This is a genomic window from Bacteroides sp. GM023 (assembly GCF_014750685.1).
Taxonomy (GTDB): domain Bacteria; phylum Bacteroidota; class Bacteroidia; order Bacteroidales; family Bacteroidaceae; genus Bacteroides.
Genome location: NZ_JAAXGE010000005.1, coordinates 394,562 through 415,039, shown reverse-complemented (window position 1 = coordinate 415,039; position 20,478 = coordinate 394,562). Strand labels below are relative to the sequence as shown.

Sequence of the window (20,478 nt, the reverse complement as noted above, 5' to 3'; positions counted from 1 at the left end):
TAGTGGGAAATTCACATCGGCTTTAACCTCCGATGACAGGGCGTAAATTAGAAATGTACCGTCGTACGATTTCCAATCCACAATGTAGGAGAATCATGCCTTTACAGCATGAAGCTAGGGACCTACATTTTTTTCATCTCACATACAAACACTCTCATGTTTATTACATCTCAACATTTTATTTTTTTGGATTTTGCCCGTATCCATATCCGTACCCATAACGTTTGCCATAGCCATAATGCTTACCATACTTGCCATAGCCATAATAATAACCATACTTTCTACGTTTTAGATCTACACCGTTAATGACGGTACAAAGATTAGGCAATTTCTGTTCATGGAACAGTTCATTAATCAATGTGTATTCTGCCTTATGCGTATAATCCGCACGGCATACGTATACTGATAAATCCGCCACACGACCAATCAATAAGGTATCAGTAACCATGCCAATGGGAGCAGTATCCAAAATGACATAATCAAAATTCTTTTTGAGAGTTTCAATCGCTTTATCCAAGCCATCACGAGCCAACAATTCGGTCGGATTAGGAGGTACTGTTCCACCAGGAAGAATATAGAGATTCTTACTAACATCGGAAAGCTGTACTAAATCCATCAAGTTCTTTTCCGGATTAGCCAAATATTGAGTTATACCTTGTTCTCTTTTTGATAAATTGAATACCTTATTCAAACCTGGCTTGCGGATATCAAGACCAACTATTACTACTTTCTTCCCCAATAAAGAAAGACTAATAGCAAGATTACCAGAAATAAAGGATTTACCTTCACCACTGACTGTGGAAGTAACCAAAATCACCTTCTTGTCATTTCCAAGCATGAATTGAAGATTCGTTCGGATATTACGAAAGGTTTCACTCATCAGGTTATTTTGATTCTCAAATACAGCAATAGCTCCCTGTTTTTCATCTGTTAATGGGATATCACCGACAATGGGTACACTAGTGAGTTTTTCCATATCCGTACGACCTTCTATCTTGAATTTTGTCAAATTGATTAAATAGATAATACCAACAGGAATGCCTACGCCTAAAATGAAAGCAATCAAATAAATCACCATACCTTTCGGCGATACGGGATTTTCATCAGCGATAGCATCATCGATGATCTTCGCATTGTTCGCTGTAGCCGCCAGAGCTATCGCATTCTCCTCGCGTTTTTGCAAAAGCATCAGATACAAACCGGCTTTAATTTCCTGCTGCCGGGAAATACTCACATATTCACGCTCTTGTCCCGGAGCATCACTGATACGACGGGAATAGCGGCTAGCCTCACGGTCCAGATCAGCTTTGGTTATCAGTAATCCCTGCAATGTTCTATCAAGAGTGACCTGTACGTTCAATTTCATGGCACGAAGGCTAGTATCCAAATTGACGATAGCGGGATTACTTTCAGTAGAAGTACGCAATAAACGCTTCCGTTCAATCAGCATCTCGTTATACCGTTCAACCGCTCCTGTCAAAGCTGCATCTTGCAAACCGATATTACCCGGCAACACCTCATACTCATCACCACTAAGGTACTTGCGCAAGTCATTGAGCAAATTAATTTGTGTCTGGTTCTCTACCCGTTTCTTTTCATATTCGGCACTACCGCTCAATGCGATCTGTGCATCACTCGTCAAATCCGTAATACCCGCATTACGCTTAAAGGCTTCCAGATTGGCTTCCGTACTACCCAACTCTTTCGAAATAATCAGAATGCGTCCATCTATAAATTCGGCCGTCTTCCGCGCTATCTCGTTTTTATCATTATTCGTATTCCGATTATACGCTTCCAATAACTGATTAATAAAATCCCGTCCGCATTGCAGACTGGAACTTTTCAAGGAAATGACAGCCACGGAAGTAGTCTTGGAAGTGGGAACAATACTTAAATTATTGCAATATTCTTTCGCTACTTTCATCGGGCGGCTGATAGTAGCGGTGATATGACGAATAGCCACTGAATCCCACGCATTTTCAAAAAAAGCCAACGTACCTTCATCCATCGGAAATACAGCGGGAAGTTTCTCGAAATGTTTTTGATACTTCTTCTCTCCTACTTCTACATTTACATCCAGCTTTCCTTCCGGCTGTAACATCATATCCACAACCATCGAACCTTGAAGTTTTTCCGCCTCCTGAGGAGTCAGACTAACCAAAACAGGAGAAGCCTTATACAACTCTTTTGATGGAATTTCATCCGCATCCTTATAAGTGACAAACAAGTTTAACTGTTCAACAACCTCCTTCACTAACGTTCTGGAACGCAGCACTTCTATCTCATTATCAATGTTCTTGGAAGATGTCATAAGCCCGCTTAATCCCAAATTTTCCAATTCTGAAGATGTACCTGAACCTCCTTTTTTATCATCCTTAATCAAAACCGTTGCAGAGATATTGTAAACAGGGGTAGCCATACGTAAATAAATCCAAGCGCCGATTAAACAAACCAGCACTGCCCCAACAAACCAGGGCCAATGAATTATATACTTAAACAGGATTTCCTGAAAATCTATTTTCTCGTCATCAGATTCACGCAACCGTTCATTTGCTGTTTCTTCTTTCATCGGTCTGGTCCTTATTTTAAGATGTTAAACAATAAGCTTGCAAGCGATACCAAAATGGAAGTTGCCGAGAACCACAGGCTCGTACTGTTTCCAATATCCGAATTTCTAGCTTTTGCCTTGTTGGGAGTCACATAGACAATATCATTCTGTTGAAGCCAGTAATAAGGAGAAAGAATCGTTTCGGCCTTATTCAAATCCAACGTTATAATTTCCTGTTTGCCGTTAGCATCCTCGCGGATCAGTTTCACGTTGTCGCGCAAACCGTAGACTGTCATGTCGCCTGCCATAGCAAGGGCTTCCAACAAATTCACTTTCTCATTGGAAATCGTAAAAGTACCTGGACGGTCCACCTCACCGATTACTGAGATTTTATAGTTTACCATACGGACGGTAACAATCGGAGTTTCTTTCATATAAGGTTGCAACCTTTTGATAATCATTTCTTCCGCCTGTTTCTTAGTCAAACCGCCTACCTTCAATTCGCCTAAAACTGGAAAGTTGATTTTACCTTCGTTGTCTACCAGATAAGGCTGCAAAACCGCTTGGGCAGTGACCTGTGTATTAGAAAGAGCCACATTGGCAGAAGTAGCAACCGTCAGGTTAAAAGGAACCGCCAACTCTGGGCTGGTACACGACACTACGATTGTCAACAAGTCTTTGGGCATAATCTGAGCATCATACAGGTTCTTCTGTTGTTTCGTTTGTCCTACCACTTCCACATCTTGCAGGTAGGGCACTTTTTTGTAAGACTGACAAGCTGTTAGCAGTAAAAAAAGCACGCACCAATAGATTAATTCGTAATAATGTTTCATATTTTTTTTATTTTAATCAGATATTTAATGTTCCAATGTAACTTCCACTTTAATGAAAGTGGATCCTTCTATTTGAATTTCCCCACAATCATCTTTCTGTAACAATGACTTTGAAGGTTTGGAAGATAAGTTTGATGTCATACCAGAATGAAGCATTCTGCACATATTCTAAATATAGCTTGATTTTCTCTTGCATGATCACATTGATGTAGTAGCTTTCAGAATTCTCGGCCTTTTCCATCAGTTCATTTTCGTTACGGAACTTGATGCTGGCTGGATCGGTGATACCTGGACGAACATCCAATACATGCATCTGTTCAGATGTCCAGTAATCGACATAGCGGCGTACTTCTGGACGAGGTCCCACTAAACTCATATCACCCGTAAATACGTTGATCAACTGAGGGAGTTCATCAAACTTATACTTACGGATAATATAACCCGATTTCGTCACACGAGGGTCGCGACCACCGATAGTCACAAGACTACCTTTGTCCGAACCTACTCGCATAGAACGGAACTTTAAAATACAAAAATCTTTATTTCCTTTACCTACACGTACTTGACGGTAAAACACTGGTCCTTTAGAATCCAACTTAATCCAAATTGCCAGTACCAGAAACAAGAGACTGAAGACAATAAGTCCACAGCCACTTGCTACAATATCAAAAAGTCTTTTCATTCCAATGACTTTACGATTTCAACAAAATTCTCAATAACATAATCAACGTCTTCGTCGGTCAGACAAGTGTTAAGTGGTAATGTAATCTCGTTCTCAAAGAAATGATATGCATTAGGAAAGTTAGTGATATCAAATCCCAAAGCCTTATAAGCTGTCATCATAGGCAGAGGTTTGTAGTGCACGTTCGTTGCAATACCACGTTCAGCCATCTTTTCAATAACAGCATTAGTTTCCTCACGAGTGTGCCCCAACAGACGCACCATGTAGAGGTGACCACTACTTGCCCAATCATCACCATAATGCTTGAGAGTAGCAACATTCAGATCTGCGAAAACTACATCCATCCTCTCAATAATAGCACGGCGACGTTTTAGCATTGCAGGATAACGTTCAAATTGTATGATGCCCATAGCAGCCATTATATCAGTCATGTTACATTTATACCAAGGTCCGATGATGTCATATTCCCAAGCACCAAGTTTTGTCTTTGCAAGAGCATCCTTGTTCTGACCATGGAGCGACAATAGCTGAGAAAGACGATACAAGAACTCATTCCATGTCTCACCCTCGATAAAAGGGACAGGCGAACCACAATATACCTGCTGACACTCTACTATTTCTTGACCGAAAGGCAGGTTCCAAGTAAGAGCGCCGCCTTCTGCAGTTGTAAAGTTCTTCACCGCATGAAAACTAAAAGAACTAAAGTCCGCTATCTCACCTGCCATCTTACCGCGACGACTTGCCCCAAAAGAATGAGCGCAGTCATTTGATACGATGATACGCCCCATCTTCTTCTGTATTTCATTACTTGGAGTGAATTTCGCTTTAATCTCAGGGCGGTTTATCACCTCATAGATCTTATCCAAATTCGCACAAATACCAGCCAAGTCCACAGGCACAATTACCTTGGTTTTCTCGGTGATAGCATCGGCCAATTTGGTATAATCCATCTCCACACAATCCCTTTGCACATCCACCATCACGATAGTTGCACCCACATGGGCGACCACAGATGCGCTAGCAGTATAAGTATATGCAGGAACAATCACCTCATCACCAGGGTCCACCCCTAATAGATGTAACACCATTTCCATAGCGGCCGTAGCAGAATTTAAGCATACAGTTTTCTGCGTGTGTACATACTCGGAGATTCTCTTCTCCAGTTTTTTGGTACGAGGTCCAGTTGTGATCCATCCTGAGAGGATGGCATCACGCACTTCATCAGCCTCTGCCTTCGTCATATCCGGAGGACTGAAAGGCACATTGCGCAATTGCACATTCATAATATGTTTCTTTATATTGAGAGTTTTATTTTTGTTCTATACGAAAAATATACTTTATAAAACAGCTTATACTTTTCTTGCTTTCTTATAAATTAAATTAAGTATGCTCGTCGGCATCATCTTTGCAACTGCATACACCAAAGCCCAAAAATCTGCCATAATACCATAGCTCAGTATCTTGTTTACCTTATGACGGAGTTTAAATATAGCAGTAGCGTGCTTCCATCCCCTACGACGCTTGAAGAAATTATCGTCTATTCTAAACTGATAAAGATACTCTGGTACATTTGCGAATGTACAATTTGCGGCAAAGCCTTGACACCACATCATTGTATCCTCACCAAAATAAGTGTCAAGAGAATAAAAACCAGCCTTCTCTATATATGAACGTCGGAACATAACAGTAGGATGAACCATACAATCACGCTTGCGGAATAACTCCTTACAACTATCATGAGTTTCAGGCATTTGTTTACGATAATACTCTTCACCCGAACTAGTAATTTCCACAACCCATGTGCCCAAGCACTCTACTTTTGGGTGTTGCCTAAAATATTCCAACTGACGTTCAAAGCGGTTCAACTCATTGATATCATCAGCATCCATGCGGGCAATGTACTTATAGTCCATAGACATGACGATAGATAGAAGATCATTTAACGATTGCGCCAATCCTTTGTTTTCCGTACGCCGTTGTATTTTAATTCTCTCGTCTTTGAGACCTATAAGATATGCATCTACATCTGTATCAACAGAACCGTCATACTGAATATAGAAATCAAAATCCTTATATGTTTGATTAAGTACACTCTCAACTGCAAGAGATACAAATTTCTGTCTGTCATTTCGATACAGAGACATGATAATGGCAAGTCTTTTCATCAGTTAAAGCATTTTTATCATTTGAATCTCACCAGAGCATGAATATGCTTCAACAAATCCATTCGTTTTATAAAATCTGATTGCATTGAAATTTGTGTCTTGTACCGAGAGGTAATATTTGTTGGTAATCTTTTTCATCTCTGCATTAAATGCAGAAATCAACCCAGTTCCAACTCCTTTCCCCTGTGAGGATTTGCTTGTGGCAATAGAAAGTAATGTAAACTTCTCTATGTTGTCTAGATTGTTAGGGTCACTGGCTTTATTGCAAAATAATGACACCATCTTAAGTACACTTTTTTTCCATGTCTTTGGTCTGACAACTGATTCCCAAACACTTCTGCCAAAGTTATGTTTCATGAACAAACTCAAACTTCTAGAAATATTTTTCCATTCGCCGCCTAAAACAAAACCAAGTACAGTTTCTTCCTCCACAGCAACAACAAAAACATATCCAGCATCCAGAAGATTCTTATAAAACACCTCCAAGAAAGACGTCGAAAATTGTCCTAGATAATGAGCTGAGAATTGATCTTTATGAATCTGTGCAACCTGATGTAAGTCTGCCTCTTTTACTAATCGGTATTTTACCATGGTCTCTAAATCTTTATCCAGTCATCTGCATATGCATCCTTATCTTCAAGGTTATTCACCCATTTCTTTGGAACATATACTATTTGGTTTTTGCGATTATTCAAATATGCTCCCCACCAGCTAAAGGAACTATTGGCAAGGATATTACAACGAGCAAGTGACATCAACTGCATATCACGATAACTCTCGTTACCCTTATTGTTTGTTACAAAGTGAACATCTGCTTCACCAAGTACATCTTTTAGATTTTCTATACACCATTCCTGAACGTTCGAGAAAATAAAAAATATAGGTTTATCGATTCTCATTCTCGCTTCCTGTATGGCTCTGCGATAGTAATCTATCGTACATATACCCTTGAAATTACGAGCATTAACATAATCGCCTCTACGAATATGAATACTGATAGTATTATCAGCACCTAGTAATTTCTCGTACTCTTGATTAATTTCTGTATCAAATGGTTTGAACTTGAAAGCTTCTATAATCTTATCCTTGCAGAAATCAAAAAACTTTGCACACATCCAATAACCTTCCATATAGCAATCCCCCTGAATGTTCAAAGCATTATGATCATATAAATAAGATAATTGATATGGCTCCAGATATTCTGTCTTCTTTTTAGGAAGAATCCTTCTTACAATTCTTGACCACTTGTAGTTCGGTATATAGTATGTCTGCTTCTTTAATTCATCCTTAGTTGCAATATCCAAGGGAAAGTTAAAAAGCCGCTTTACCTCAAAACCATTGTGCAGTCCATAGCCATTGAAATGAGAAATGTCAAGCTTCACTTGTTCTCCTTGATTTGCTTCCCTCAAAGCAATAGCAAAGGCACATTGAAACATCTGGTTCCCTAAACCACCAATGATATTTACTATCTTCATAGTCTTAATTTTTTCCTAATAAATATTTCAAAGTATACCTATTATATGTTAATACTGATACAGCGATATAGCATAATATTATACTAATTATCGATACTACACAAACTGCAATATAAAAATTGATCTTTACATAATCAGTGAACAAATCCAAAATCATCAAGTTTATTAACGGTTGTACAACATAGAATCCAAGAGAATAAGTACCTATATAGCAAGTGTATCTTCTAAAAAAGTTATTGGTATTTAGATATTTTGGAGCTATTCCCAAAATAAAAATAACAGCAAGGATAGCTGTTAATCCCCTATATATATATTGCACCAAGGACATAGGTATATACGGAATATTTGGCATCCAAAATGGTAATTCATGCATATTCCAGCTCCAAGCAAGTATAAACCATAATATACAGACTATTATATAATGCCAACCATTTAGATAGCTAAGTATATTATATCTTCTTAGGATATAACCAGCCATATAAAAAAGGAAATAATAAGCAATATATTGAAATGCAAATACTCGGATATCAAAAATGACCATAATGCCCATTAAAACCAATGCTAACATCAAGATAATAATAAGTTCGTCTTTCATTAATTTTTTTGCTGCAAATTGAGCCATTACAAAAAGTATGTTTATCCAAAATAATGTCCAAAGGAACCAATATCCTGTTTCTGGAGAAACGACTATAGCGATACAACTATCAATAAAGTTGCTACCACTCAAAAAGCCATTAATCAGTCTCCACAAGATATAAGGTAATAATAATTGAAAGCATCTTCGTTGAATAATATTCCAAAATTTCTTTTTACCCTCCCCATATTGTGTATGATCTTTATAAACAAACCAACCACTTACAGCCATAAAAGCAGGCATATGAAAAGAATAAATGAGATTCCATAGATGATTATTTTCACATTCTTCAAAAAGCATACCTTGTATAATGTGCCCTACTATAACCAAATACATTAGACATCCTTTTAGTGAGTCTGCCCATATTAATCGATTTTGTCTATCCATTAGTTCTAATATTATATCAAAATTACATTCAAATATTCAATAACAATCTGATTATTGCTTTAATTTCTTACTACAAGAAATCAAAGTGAAATAATCAAAAACAGCCCCATCAAAAATATTCCTGTCTGAGATTCTTATTGTCACATCCCTATTATTTTTTTTAGCCAGTTATCGAACTGATATTTTGTTTTTATGGAATAAGGTACAGGTACAAACGGAGTATTCATAAATTCGTTAATTTTGGTTTGATCATCTAATCCGTAAATAAAAAAGTTTGATTTATCATAGAAATCATAATATTTTATATTTTTATTGGTAGTTATTACTTTCTTGTTATAGAAAAGACCCTCCATTACCCGTATGGTCATACCTTCTTGTCCTTCTTGAACAATATCAATAATTGCTTTACTATATTTTATATATCTACATACTTCATCATATTCAAGATAGCGGCTAAACTTGTGATTATATAGACATTTTTTATTATCAACTATGATGATTTTAGAAATAAGGCCAGCATTTGATAACATGTTTTGAATTTTACCAATTAAGGATCGTCTACCCTTATCCAAACCGACAAAGAAGGCATCCCACTTGCATTCTGTGTTGCCACATATTTCTTTTGGAATACCATAAAAAGTGCCTGCATATTCAAAGCTCGTATTAACGCAATCTGCTTTAGAAAATGAAAGTTTTTCCCATTTTGATGACAGTAACTTCCAATCATTTGAAAATATCAATGGATTCCATGCATAAAAAATAAGTTTTTTATCGGGATATTTTTTTTCGATTTTGTCAGCCAAATATGCATAATTGTTGTGAGTATCAAACAAAATGATGAAATCTGCCGTTGCAAGTTCGTTAACCCAGTTTTGTTTTTCCACTTCGTTCTGCTTTATATGGAAAAGTCTGAAAGAAAACATTTTCCATAGAGGTAGATTCGAATAAGGTTTAACATTAAAAAACAATTCCTCATTTACGTGAAACGGGAAGTCTATATCTACTATTGCGATGTTATCCTTCATTTTTGTTCATAATGTTATAACGAAATTGATAATATTCTTTTGCTTCGACATTATCTTCAAATATAGAATAATAAGGATAAAATCTATTGTAAAAATAATACGATCCGGGAGCTCTGCCAACATCGGAAGACATATCAATTGTATAAGCACGAAAGAATGTAAATACTACAAACTCGGCCCATACAACTGCTTTTACAATTGTTTTATGCTTTTCTATTACTAAAGTAGCCATTGCTATGTATAACACTATTGACATTATTGTAGAATAACGAGTTACAAAAATCGGCATGAACAAACCTATCAAGTTAAAATAGAAGAATACGTTAACTCCAACTTTCACTTCCGGTGACAATGTATCACATTTTCTGCAATATCTTGCCAAATAGAAATATGCGATTGTCAATAACACTGCATGTATATTGCCAAGTAAACTTGCATTCTGCATCGCAGAATATTTTACAACTCCATCAGCCCATGATTCACCAAATGATAACGACGGAAATATAACTTTCATAATGCCTGCCATTACAGATACGATAACAATAGTACGCAATTTGGATAACTTCAAAATATAACTATTGACGAATGGCAAGAAAGCAAATAATAGGGCACTAACGTGGAACAGAGCGGCAACAGCAACAAACAGGAAATAGCTTTTCCATTCTTTTTTTACAAAATAAAAAAGAGATATCAATAGCAATACGTTTCCTAATGATTGTCGCATAATCTCCATATTATAGTAAAAGAATATTGTCAAAAAATATAAGAGAATTACAGTAAACCTATAATTTGTGGCTTTATTTACAAAGTAAAATATTGCCGTATTAATTATACATGCATGGACTATTTGAAATACATAAAATTCCTCTGAAAACGTATGCACAAGATTAGATAGAATCAACCATCCCGGGCCAAATCTATCAAATAAGGCCAAGCCGAAAAGATTTAGATCATATATGGAAGAATAGAATCCACTGTTCCAATATGACATATACGAAAATGTATCTCCACCAACTCCTTTACGCAATCCTGCTAATAAAATAAGTATTAACAGTTCAAAAAGATAGACTTTATTAGAAGCTTTTGGAGAGCTGTTATTACTTGAGTCAAATTTTATGGCAGCAAATAAAAATAGCAAGAATACTGACAGGTAAAGCATTTTATTTTAATGAAGTATAAATTAGATGTTTCACGCCCCACTTAAAATACGAAAAAATCACAGATTTAAAGTTTGGGGACAATACTTCTCCACTCTTTAAACGAGTGGCAATTATTGCTTGTCGCCGATATGGATCAACTCCTTCAATGTGTTCCCATGGAAGACATATAAGTCCATTGGACAAATACTTATATATCAAAGCTGAATATAAAGCTTGATCATGTCTGTTTTCTATAAAACATGGGAGCTGATAATCTTTCTCTTCACATGTAACATCCATAACAAACTTAGGATATTTAAGCATTAGATTTCTCCATTCTTTTACAAAATCACGAGTAAATGGCGTAACCTTAATTGCGATTGTAGCACATACCTGGAATTGATTTAGCCAATTTTCGGGATTATTATTAAAATAATCAATAATCTCCTTGCGAATCCATTTTTTATTCCTTTGGTAAATTTTTATTGCGCGTATATCAAATTGTTGTAAATCTCTAAAGTATACGTCTGTCCATTCTTTTGACTTTTGTAAAGTACATCCAGCATCACAATAAAACAAAAGGTCTCCATCATTAAGTTTATTCATTGTTTTAAGAATAATATCAGGCTTCCAACTCCACAAACCTCCTCCTCTTTTGACACTAAAGACTTTTGATTCTTGTAATTCTTTGGTAATATCCTGCGGACCGTAAAGTATTATACTATCAAAAACGCTAGTTTGCATAGCTTCTCTGCAGATACGTTTTTTACATTCTTCAAAAGCTGAATCTCCATATGTAATAAATACTTTATTCATCAGATTCTAATATTATCTTCATCAACTTCAATCTACTGATTTCATTTGATTTTATAACGCATTGAGAATTATTCTTCCACTCTGTTTCTGCTGTTATTCCAACAGCACCTTCATCAAGGAAAGATTTCTGAATATATTCATCAAAACTGGTCTTGATTTCATCCTTTGAGAAAGAGTCGAGCGTATTGATAAAATTCAATAATCCTGACATCGACTCATAGTTGTAGAGTCCAAGAGGTTTATTTCCGAAAAATGCATCAATTCCGAACTGAAGTGCAGGCTTACCCATCATCAATGCCTCACGACAAACCGTTCCTGCGATTGAAACCACACACTTACACTTATCCATGAGCATGTATGTATCTGTTTCAAGAGGGACAAGTATCACCTTGTCCAAAGCTGCAAGATCTTTATAAAGTTGCGCCCATCTCCCATTAGGCGTACAATAACGGTAAAATGTAGCAGGATGCTCTTTCACAACAACCTTCCAATCACTTGGGATTATTTCATTCAATAGTGCTATTGCTTTGTATTGCTGTGTAAAACCATATCCCTCAGGCAATGTCGTTCTCTCAGGTTGTAGGTGGAGATAGAATACGAGAAATTTCTCAGGAATCTCTGCAGAACAAAATTTCTCATATTTTTTATAGCAATAATATTTATAAGCAACCCTATCTAATCGTTTCCAATCATCCTTAAGATCTTTATTTAGAGAATAGAGTTTTTTCATCTTCTTGTCCTTCATGACTTGGAGGTATTCTGGTTTGATAGCTTCAGTACCCTTTTCATATCTACTTGCGACTTCCTTAAACATTCGATACTCCCATTCAGAAAATCCATCAACACGGTGGCAAGATTCAACAAGTTTTGGAAATTTATTTATCCCCTCCAAGAAAACATTTCTCCAATGAAATATGCCATTACGACCATAACGGACCGGTATGCCTAGTGCCTCACATACTCTACCAACAACCCATGTACGAATATTATGACTGCACTCATATAACAGCATAAATGCTGGCTTAAGCTTGGCAACAAACTTATATGCAGCAATAGTCATCTTTGTAATTGCAACTTCGTTCTTGGTTGAGTAGTTAAAAAAGAAGCCCGCCATTGTTCTATCCCATAACTCCTCAGTGAGTTTATCTCTTGTAACAAAATCTATAATATTAGTAAGTTTTAACAACTCCTCTCTACTGAATTCATAATCATTGAACGAATACAGATCTTCATACACAGTATATTCAACATTGTCCGAATGAACGTTCTCATGTAGTTTGTTACAAAATTTTTTTTCACCAATATACTGTATTTTGTATATGCTTGAGTTGAATAAAGTTTCGAAATCTTGATAGGTAAACGCAAGACCAGCATCCAATATTATATTCTTCATATAATTTAATTATTTGATTAAAAATTTAATCTTACTTACAACAAAGAATCTCTCTTTCTTTGATAGCCCGATATAAAAAGAAGCCAATAGCATAGTTCCTAAACATATTAGAAAGTCATGAAAACAAACCCATTTATTTTCTACTAAAAGTGCATGTGAAAAATACCCAATCGTAGCAATAATAGCAATCACCACAATTATCCTAAACATATTTGGGATGAAAACTTCTGTCGAGAGGTTGCACTTTAAATATGCATGAAGTATTGCAGACAAAAGGTTACAAAATGATGCCACAACATAAATAATCGGCACAATCATTACGTTCAGTCCCATCCTCAATACAATAAACATAATTGTCAAAACCAAAGCAGACATGACACCATAGACTAGAAAATAACTTTTTATGTCACCATTTGCAATTATCAATGACCTTAGAGGCAAAATAATAGTTGAGAACACACTTGATATCAAAAGTATCCTACAAAAATCATATGCATATTGTGGAACCTGTCCCAACCATAGTTGCAAGAACCATTCTCCATTTATAGAGAAATAAATTGCTACAAATGCAGTGGAAATTGCAGAAATCTTTATCGCAGTCAGTAACAGCCTGTCTCGGTAAATAGTATCATTCAATACTGTAGCACTTGTTATTTGGGGTTCTACTGCTTTAATAACATTGGTAGTAAAAGATAGTACTGCACTTGTAATACTTTTAGATAAACCATTAGCTGTATTATATAGCACACCACCGAATACATTGATAAAAATGTTCGATAAATATGTAAGCGAAATTCCGGCAGCAGACTCAATTGAGTTCCACCCAGAGAACTTTAGCATTTTTTTAAGAAGTTTCCTTTCGTAGATACCAGATAATCTGATATTTAGACTTATTCTGCAATATATAAAAAGAGTTGCGATTTGGATGCAGCCAACTAACAGCAACATTGCAGTATAAATAATCAGCATATCGCCTTCCACATAAGGTAATCCTAATAAAAAAAAGAGTCTAAGTACATTGATCAAAAGTTCGACTGATGCAGGGAATCCCATTTTTTCTTTGGAATACAACAGTGCCGAAAAAGGTATGGTTATGAATGAGACTATTGTTATAAATGCTGTAATTTGATATGTAATATCTACAGCAAAACTTCGGTTCTCTGGGTATTCCAATATAGTGCGTACAACATACAGACCTAAAGTTTCATATAATACAATCAGAAAAAGAACCATATAGAATATGATTCTAATTGCAGTATTAAAAACAATCCTGAAATCAAGTTCATTCTTAGCAAGTTCAACGTTAAAATAGCGTTGTAAGGAATTGGTTAAGGGCATCGATACTACAGCGAACATTGAGATAAGGCCACCTATAATATTGTTGATCCCATAGTCTATTTCACCAAGAACCTGCAATGTAAGTCTCGTCGCATAAAATGATAGAACCATAGCCAAGAATAAACGCACGATTAAGAGCATCGCATTCTTTGCTATTAATTTAGGATTTCTATTTTGATTTTCCATTTTGAGCGAATAAACAGTATTAACAATTTTAAATCGTCTACTTTTTAAAGTGGACTCAACCTTTATTCAGAGAACTTCCTCAATGAATTCACGCACACACCCTTCACCGCCTTTTTTAGTCATCACTTTGATACCTATGATATCCTTAACTTTCTGATGGGCATCGGCAGGACAGCCAGCGACCCCCACAAACGATAGCAGGTCAATACAGTTGATGTCATCCCCGATATAGGCTACTTCATTCAGTGTTATACCAAGTTTATCGCATATATATTGGGCTGCTGCTAGCTTTCCTCCCTCTCGTTTACCTTGAACGAGATAATCAAGCTGGAGTTTGTCTGCGCGACGCTGATTCAGTTGACGGTCTTCACTTGTAATGATAGCAGTCTTGACACCTGCTTTGCGGAGCAGTCCGAAGCCCATACCATCACGGGTGTTGAACTTCTTCAGCTCGTCTCCGTTTTCACTGTAATACATTCCACCATCTGTCAGAGTACCATCGATATCAGAAATAAAGAGTTTTATCTGTGGCTTTGAAATGGTAGGATGAGCCAGTACATGCTTGCGCATAAGGTTTTCAAGGATAATCCAGTCGTCAGGTTCGTCAATTTCCATGGCTGTGTATTCCGGCATCTCATAAATACCAATCTTGCTACCAAGGCGATTACCGTTTGAGAGGATATTGCCAACCATATTTATATAGAATGCGCCATTCTCCATCAACATACCGCTGAAGTTTTGACGACGAGGTCGGTTCATGTAGTCGTAGTTCATAGATGTACCGTCTTCATTCCAGAAAAAACGATAATTACGGACACAGGTGATGATACTGTCATATTCATTCTTTGTGTACATCTGTAACGCTTCTGAGAAATGCTTGGTCTCTGTCAACGGGGACGTTGCCTGAACTAACATGAAGATGTTATCCTTTGGAAGTTCGGCATAATTTATATACTCCAGCATAACACTTTCCGTAGATGCTGTGTCGCAAGCATTTTCAGCAGAACGTCTGTACAACTTTGTCTTATGATAATGTTGTTTCTCGACCGTATTCCAAATATCATCAGAATCGGTTGCAACAATCACCTCATCAACCTCTGGGCATGACTCCAATGCCTCAATGTTCCAACAGACAAGAGGCTTGCCGCAGAATGATTTTATATTTTTAAGAGGGATGGACTTGCTCCCACCCCTCACTGGTATAAATGCAATGGTCTTCATACTACCACTTTACTTGATTCTTCTTCAGTTTATTACGCTGCACTTTCTCAATGTCAAGAATATCTTCTTTCTTATATGTAAGAGCCTTGGCAACTGCACGGCAGTCACGGGCAAGTTTGCGAACACCATCAGGTTCAAGACTGGCAGCATGATCGGTACCTTTCCATGTACGGTCGAGAGTATAGTGACGCTCTATCCATTCCGCACCTAAAGCTACGGCAGCTGCATCAACAGCTATTCCAAGATGGTGACCGGAGAAGCCTATTGCATTCACTCTGTCTGCATAAAGTTCACAAAGACGATTCAACTCGAGCAGACAAATATCTTCAAAAGGCACAGGATAACCAGAGGTACAATTGTAAATAACCAAATCCTTGTTCCTTCCGTTGCTTTCAAAGAACTGGATAATCTGTTCTTCCTCTTCTCTTGTTGTCATTCCGAAAGACAGATGTATTTTACCTTCAAAATTGCCACAAAGATACTGGAGCATAGGCTTGTTGAGGTTACAAGCAGAAGGAACTTTTATTAGTTTTGGATGCAAGGTGCATATTTCCTTTGCAGAGGTTACATCCCAGACAGAGGTTGAATACTCGATGCCAAACTCATTACACCACTCCTGAAGCTGGCGGTGCTGGTCGAGAGTGAATTCCAGAAACTCACGATGCATTCCGTAGGTCGGACCGTATGAGTTTTCTGGGTGAGGATGGGGAGCATTATACTCCTCAGGAGCCAGTAACTCCTTATTGCAACGCTTCTGGAATTTCACTACATCAGCCTTGCAATAGGTTGCGGCTGTCATTATCAGCTCTTTTGCAATTGCCATATCACCCTTGTGATTGCAACCGATTTCTGCAATAATTTTTGGTGCGTTCATATTTTAAAATTGTTATAATATTTTCTTAAGCCTCCTATCAATATCACTAAGCAACCGCCAGTTTTTATAAAACCAATCAATAGTATATCCCGCTATTTTATCAAAGTTACAGATATCAGCTTTTACACAAGTCCCATTAGACTGTTTCTCAATATCTTTCAGATTTGCCGAACTTCCCGCATAAGTCAGTTTATCCAGATTGACAATATGATATTCAGGATATTCATTGAACTTAATACAGATTTTCGTTATAATCGAATAACCAACTTGCTTCTTCCAGGCGTTCGTGGTGTTTTATCTTTCTCGGAAAGGATTATTTGATCAGCAGGAACCTTCCAGTCGATTTTCAATGCGGGATTATCCCAAGCCAGGGCACCTTCGCATTGAGGAGCATAGAAGTTGTCACATTTATATTGAAAAATAACCTCTTCCGTCAGGACAACAAAGCCATGGGCAAATCCACGCAGAATCTTTAAAAAGGCGGGGTTCAATGATGACAACGCCTTCTATAGCAGTTTGGATTATTTCCACTGTGATTAGTATTTATTAGTTATTTAAATTACCGGAAAGGAATATGGCATTATTCCAATCCCAGTTCATTTAATAAAGGCTTGTGCCAGACCGTCCAGAGAGGGTTGTTCTGCATATTCAAACCGTACTCCATAATCGGAGCCATCGCCCAAAAGACGCTTGAAGCCCAGAAGATCGTAAGGAGTGGAAATGTTCAGGATCTCACGGATTCCGGCCAACATAAGGACTGAAATCGGATAATAAATCATTGGTTTGTCAAAGATAGGAAGCAACTGCTTACTCACTCCTTTGATGATAGGATACAGACGAGTGCCTGAACCACCGGCTAAAACTATTCCTTTCATAGTATTTATCGATTTTTTTTAATTGTAAAAGTTCAATATCTTCACTGTTTATTTTATTTTCAAGCAGATATAATTTAATATATCGTGGATTTTTTAATTGGGAAAGGTTATCGGACAACAAGCACCTAAGTAAGTTTTTCCTTGTTTGCCTCAATATCATTGGCAAACATGCTGACCGCACGACATGTTATACAGTCAGCTATGATTTTTCGAGATTGAACATGTTTTTGTATACCATTTTACAAACTTCCTAGAGCGCATCTAATCACTTATCCAACACCTCAAACTTCGGCGAATTCTTCGACTTAAACTCAGGTACAACTTTCTTCATCAACTGCACAGTATCCATAATCTTTACCGAACGGGATAATCTCTCAAACTCCGCATAAGTATCCAACAGTTCGGAATACTCATAGCGACGCACCTTCGCTATCATGATTTTCTCATTCTTCGTCGGAATCGTATTTTCCTTGTCACCCAATACCTCTTCATAAAGTTTCTCACCGGGACGTAAGCCTGTAAACTCAATCTTTATATCTTCACCCGGACGATAACCCGCCAATTCAATCATACGAGTCGCCAGATCGACAATCTTCACTGCTTTTCCCATTTCAAAGACAAAGATTTCATTACCTTCGCCCATCGTAGCAGCCTCCATTACCAAACGGCAAGCCTCCGGTATGGTCATGAAAAAGCGAATGATATCAGGATGGGTGACTGTGACAGGACCACCGTTTTCGATCTGTTCCTTAAAACGAGGGATCACCGAACCATTACTACCCAGCACATTACCAAAACGGGTAGTGATAAATTTGGTATGTCCTTTCAGTTTTCCTTCACGGATAGCACAGCCTAAACTCTGCACATAGATTTCAGCCAGACGCTTGGAACATCCCATCACATTCGTAGGATTCACAGCCTTATCCGTAGAAACCATTATCATTTTCTCCGCACCATATTCTACCGCCATGTCTGCTACCTGGCGAGAGCCGGTTACATTGACAAGCACAGCTTCGCAAGGATTTTCTTCCATCAATGGTACATGTTTATATGCAGCGGCATGAAACACAACCTGAGGATGATAAAGCTCGAATGCCATGCGTACACGTTCTTTCACACGTACATCACCAATCACAGGAACAAAATTTATAGTAGGATAATTTTTCTCGAATTCAAGACGGACATTATGTAAAGGAGTCTCTGCGGAATCGAACATGATGAGTTTTTGGATACCCATCTGCACTAACTGACGGCAAAGTTCACTGCCAATACTACCCGCAGCACCAGTCACCAATACGACTTTGTCTCTAAATTCTTCAGCAACTTGCCGAAGATTTATGTTGATTTCAGCACGTCCTAACAAATCTTCAATTTTAATAGGACGTATCCATTGATGAAAGTTGCCATCAGCGTCCGCTTCACTAATAGTAGGAGCAATCAGAGTTTTAAGCGCATTACTTTTGCAATATTCCAGAAGACGATTTTCCTCTAAACGGGTATCTTCGTAACGGGCAAATAAAATGCCACGAATACCACGTTTTCGCATGATACAGTCAATATCTTCTTCTTTTTCAAAGTAATAAATAGGAAGATCTGTCAGGCGACGTCTACTATTATTCCTTCCATATATACAGAAACCTACAACCTTATAGTGTGCACTATCCCGGAGACGAAGTTTCAAGGCTACACTCTTTTCATCAATACCATAGATAAGAATACGGGTATTCTTTTTATTCATCCAATCCAGCAGAAGGTCATAAACAATAATGAGTGAGACACGAAAAGTGGTTAATGCTGCCAATGTCATCAAGCCGTCAAATAGAAGATAGGCGGTTTTATAATTATATTGTAATTGGGATTCGGATATAATCCAAAAAGAAATTACTAATAAACATCCGACTTTGAATAGTACAGCACACATAATGCGCCAAAGTTCACGTGCCTGAGAAAAACGAATGGTGTTACGATAGGTATGAAATAACAGAGCTCCCGCAATACTTGCCACTAAAGAGACGCAAATAAACTGACAAAGCAACCAATCGCTCATTGGAACATGTGCCATATAATGAATGACGGCATAAGCTACCAATGAACATAATACAGATATTGCCGTGTCAATGCCTAAAATTATCCAGTAACTGAAATAATTCTTACGGGCATATTGTATTATACCCTTCAATGTCTTTTCCATTTGTTTTCTCAATGATTTATCGGTTCCACATACCCTACAGGTATATCCGCACAAGCGCATCCCAGCATATTCAACCGGACAGCTATCTTGCTTTTACCATTTACTGTAACAAACTCCCCTACAAGTCCTGTTAAAGGACCTTTGATGACACGAACTTTTTCACCACGTGCCAATGGAGCACTATTCATAGAAATGACATCTTCAGAATAGTCAAGCATAAAACGGAAACGAGCCATTTGATCATTTGGAATTACAGTCGGGCTACTCTCACCTCGTATTACCATGTATCGGCTGACTGTAGATAGTGACAGGACTTCCTTGCGTTCTTTCGGATCGACATACACAAAGACCATCATTGGCAGTAATACTGTCTCGACCAATTTACGGCGGTCGCTCCACTGATGAATCTCCTGTTGAACAGGTATAAAACTTTCAATCCCCATTTTCTCCAAATGCTCCTGCACTTTCTTCTCATGATGCATTCTGGTCATAGCAACATACCAGCGTTTAGAGTGTGCTACGCCTTCCCCTGTCCCAATTTTAGGCCCAGCACTTAAAGTTCCTTCTTTTCTTAGAATCATACTTTTTTACCCCATGTTTGTCCGTTACTTCTTAGGTAACGGAAAAGCACACATTCAAATTCAAACTAAATGAGAGCAGTGAAAAACATCGACAAATACGTGGTAGAAGGATTTT

At 37.5% G+C, this 20,478-nt stretch carries 17 protein-coding genes and 3 pseudogenes; all 20 read right to left on the bottom strand.

Going from position 1 to position 20,478, the window contains the following annotated elements:
- Positions 1–178: 178 nt before the first annotated feature.
- The gene (locus HC965_RS12645) at positions 179–2,569 is read right to left on the bottom strand and encodes a polysaccharide biosynthesis tyrosine autokinase (RefSeq protein WP_191031790.1); all 2,391 of its coding nucleotides are present in this window, start codon (positions 2,567–2,569) and stop codon (positions 179–181) included.
- An 11-nt stretch (positions 2,570–2,580) separates the two neighbouring features.
- Positions 2,581–3,381, bottom strand: a complete 801-nt coding sequence (locus tag HC965_RS12640; protein ID WP_191031789.1) for a polysaccharide biosynthesis/export family protein — start codon at positions 3,379–3,381, stop codon at positions 2,581–2,583.
- Positions 3,382–3,469: 88 nt separating this feature from the next.
- Complete coding sequence (locus HC965_RS12635) at positions 3,470–4,063, bottom strand: sugar transferase (protein WP_191031788.1); 594 nt, start codon at positions 4,061–4,063, stop codon at positions 3,470–3,472.
- Entirely contained in the window at positions 4,060–5,346 is a 1,287-nt protein-coding gene (locus tag HC965_RS12630; RefSeq protein WP_191031787.1) for a DegT/DnrJ/EryC1/StrS aminotransferase family protein, read from the bottom strand. The genes HC965_RS12635 and HC965_RS12630 overlap by 4 nt, the downstream gene beginning before the upstream one ends.
- 66 nt (positions 5,347–5,412) lie before the next feature.
- Positions 5,413–6,228 carry a glycosyltransferase gene (locus HC965_RS12625; RefSeq protein WP_223854853.1) on the bottom strand — a complete coding sequence of 272 codons (816 nt, stop codon included), beginning with the start codon at positions 6,226–6,228 and terminating at the stop codon, positions 5,413–5,415.
- A gap of 3 nt (positions 6,229–6,231) precedes the next feature.
- Positions 6,232–6,819, bottom strand: coding sequence for a GNAT family N-acetyltransferase (locus HC965_RS12620; RefSeq protein ID WP_191031786.1), 588 nt, complete (start codon positions 6,817–6,819; stop codon positions 6,232–6,234).
- A gap of 5 nt (positions 6,820–6,824) precedes the next feature.
- Positions 6,825–7,703: an alpha-1,2-fucosyltransferase gene (locus HC965_RS12615; RefSeq protein ID WP_191031785.1), complete on the bottom strand. Its 879-nt coding sequence runs from the start codon at positions 7,701–7,703 to the stop codon at positions 6,825–6,827.
- 4 nt (positions 7,704–7,707) lie between these two features.
- Positions 7,708–8,724, bottom strand: coding sequence for an acyltransferase family protein (locus HC965_RS12610; protein WP_191031784.1), 1,017 nt, complete (start codon positions 8,722–8,724; stop codon positions 7,708–7,710).
- Positions 8,725–8,864: 140 nt separating this feature from the next.
- Positions 8,865–9,608, bottom strand: a complete 744-nt coding sequence (locus HC965_RS12605) for a hypothetical protein (protein ID WP_223854851.1) — start codon at positions 9,606–9,608, stop codon at positions 8,865–8,867.
- A 130-nt stretch (positions 9,609–9,738) separates the two neighbouring features.
- Positions 9,739–10,908 carry an EpsG family protein gene (locus HC965_RS12600; RefSeq protein WP_191031782.1) on the bottom strand — a complete coding sequence of 390 codons (1,170 nt, stop codon included), beginning with the start codon at positions 10,906–10,908 and terminating at the stop codon, positions 9,739–9,741.
- A gap of 1 nt (position 10,909) precedes the next feature.
- Entirely contained in the window at positions 10,910–11,704 is a 795-nt protein-coding gene (locus HC965_RS12595; RefSeq protein WP_191031781.1) for a hypothetical protein, read from the bottom strand.
- Complete coding sequence (locus HC965_RS12590) at positions 11,697–13,097, bottom strand: hypothetical protein (RefSeq protein ID WP_191031780.1); 1,401 nt, start codon at positions 13,095–13,097, stop codon at positions 11,697–11,699. The genes HC965_RS12595 and HC965_RS12590 overlap by 8 nt, the downstream gene beginning before the upstream one ends.
- A gap of 9 nt (positions 13,098–13,106) precedes the next feature.
- Entirely contained in the window at positions 13,107–14,621 is a 1,515-nt protein-coding gene (locus tag HC965_RS12585; protein WP_191031779.1) for a hypothetical protein, read from the bottom strand.
- A gap of 66 nt (positions 14,622–14,687) precedes the next feature.
- Complete coding sequence (locus HC965_RS12580; RefSeq protein ID WP_191031778.1) at positions 14,688–15,842, bottom strand: N-acylneuraminate cytidylyltransferase; 1,155 nt, start codon at positions 15,840–15,842, stop codon at positions 14,688–14,690.
- Position 15,843: 1 nt separating this feature from the next.
- Positions 15,844–16,716, bottom strand: coding sequence for an N-acetylneuraminate synthase family protein (locus tag HC965_RS12575; protein WP_191031777.1), 873 nt, complete (start codon positions 16,714–16,716; stop codon positions 15,844–15,846).
- A gap of 93 nt (positions 16,717–16,809) precedes the next feature.
- Positions 16,810–16,944 (bottom strand): annotated as a pseudogene (locus HC965_RS26685) (dTDP-glucose 4,6-dehydratase); the annotation flags it as partial.
- Between the two features lie 4 nt (positions 16,945–16,948).
- A pseudogene (locus HC965_RS12570) lies at positions 16,949–17,186 on the bottom strand (dTDP-4-dehydrorhamnose 3,5-epimerase family protein); the annotation flags it as partial.
- Positions 17,187–17,318: 132 nt separating this feature from the next.
- Positions 17,319–17,591 (bottom strand): annotated as a pseudogene (locus tag HC965_RS12565) (sugar phosphate nucleotidyltransferase); the annotation flags it as partial.
- 265 nt (positions 17,592–17,856) lie between these two features.
- Positions 17,857–19,782 (bottom strand): nucleoside-diphosphate sugar epimerase/dehydratase, encoded by a 1,926-nt coding sequence (locus tag HC965_RS12560; protein ID WP_191031776.1) that lies wholly within the window; start codon positions 19,780–19,782, stop codon positions 17,857–17,859.
- An 8-nt stretch (positions 19,783–19,790) separates the two neighbouring features.
- On the bottom strand, positions 19,791–20,363 hold the full coding sequence (locus tag HC965_RS12555; RefSeq protein WP_191031775.1) for a UpxY family transcription antiterminator: 573 nt from the start codon (positions 20,361–20,363) through the stop codon (positions 19,791–19,793).
- Positions 20,364–20,478 lie beyond the last annotated feature (115 nt).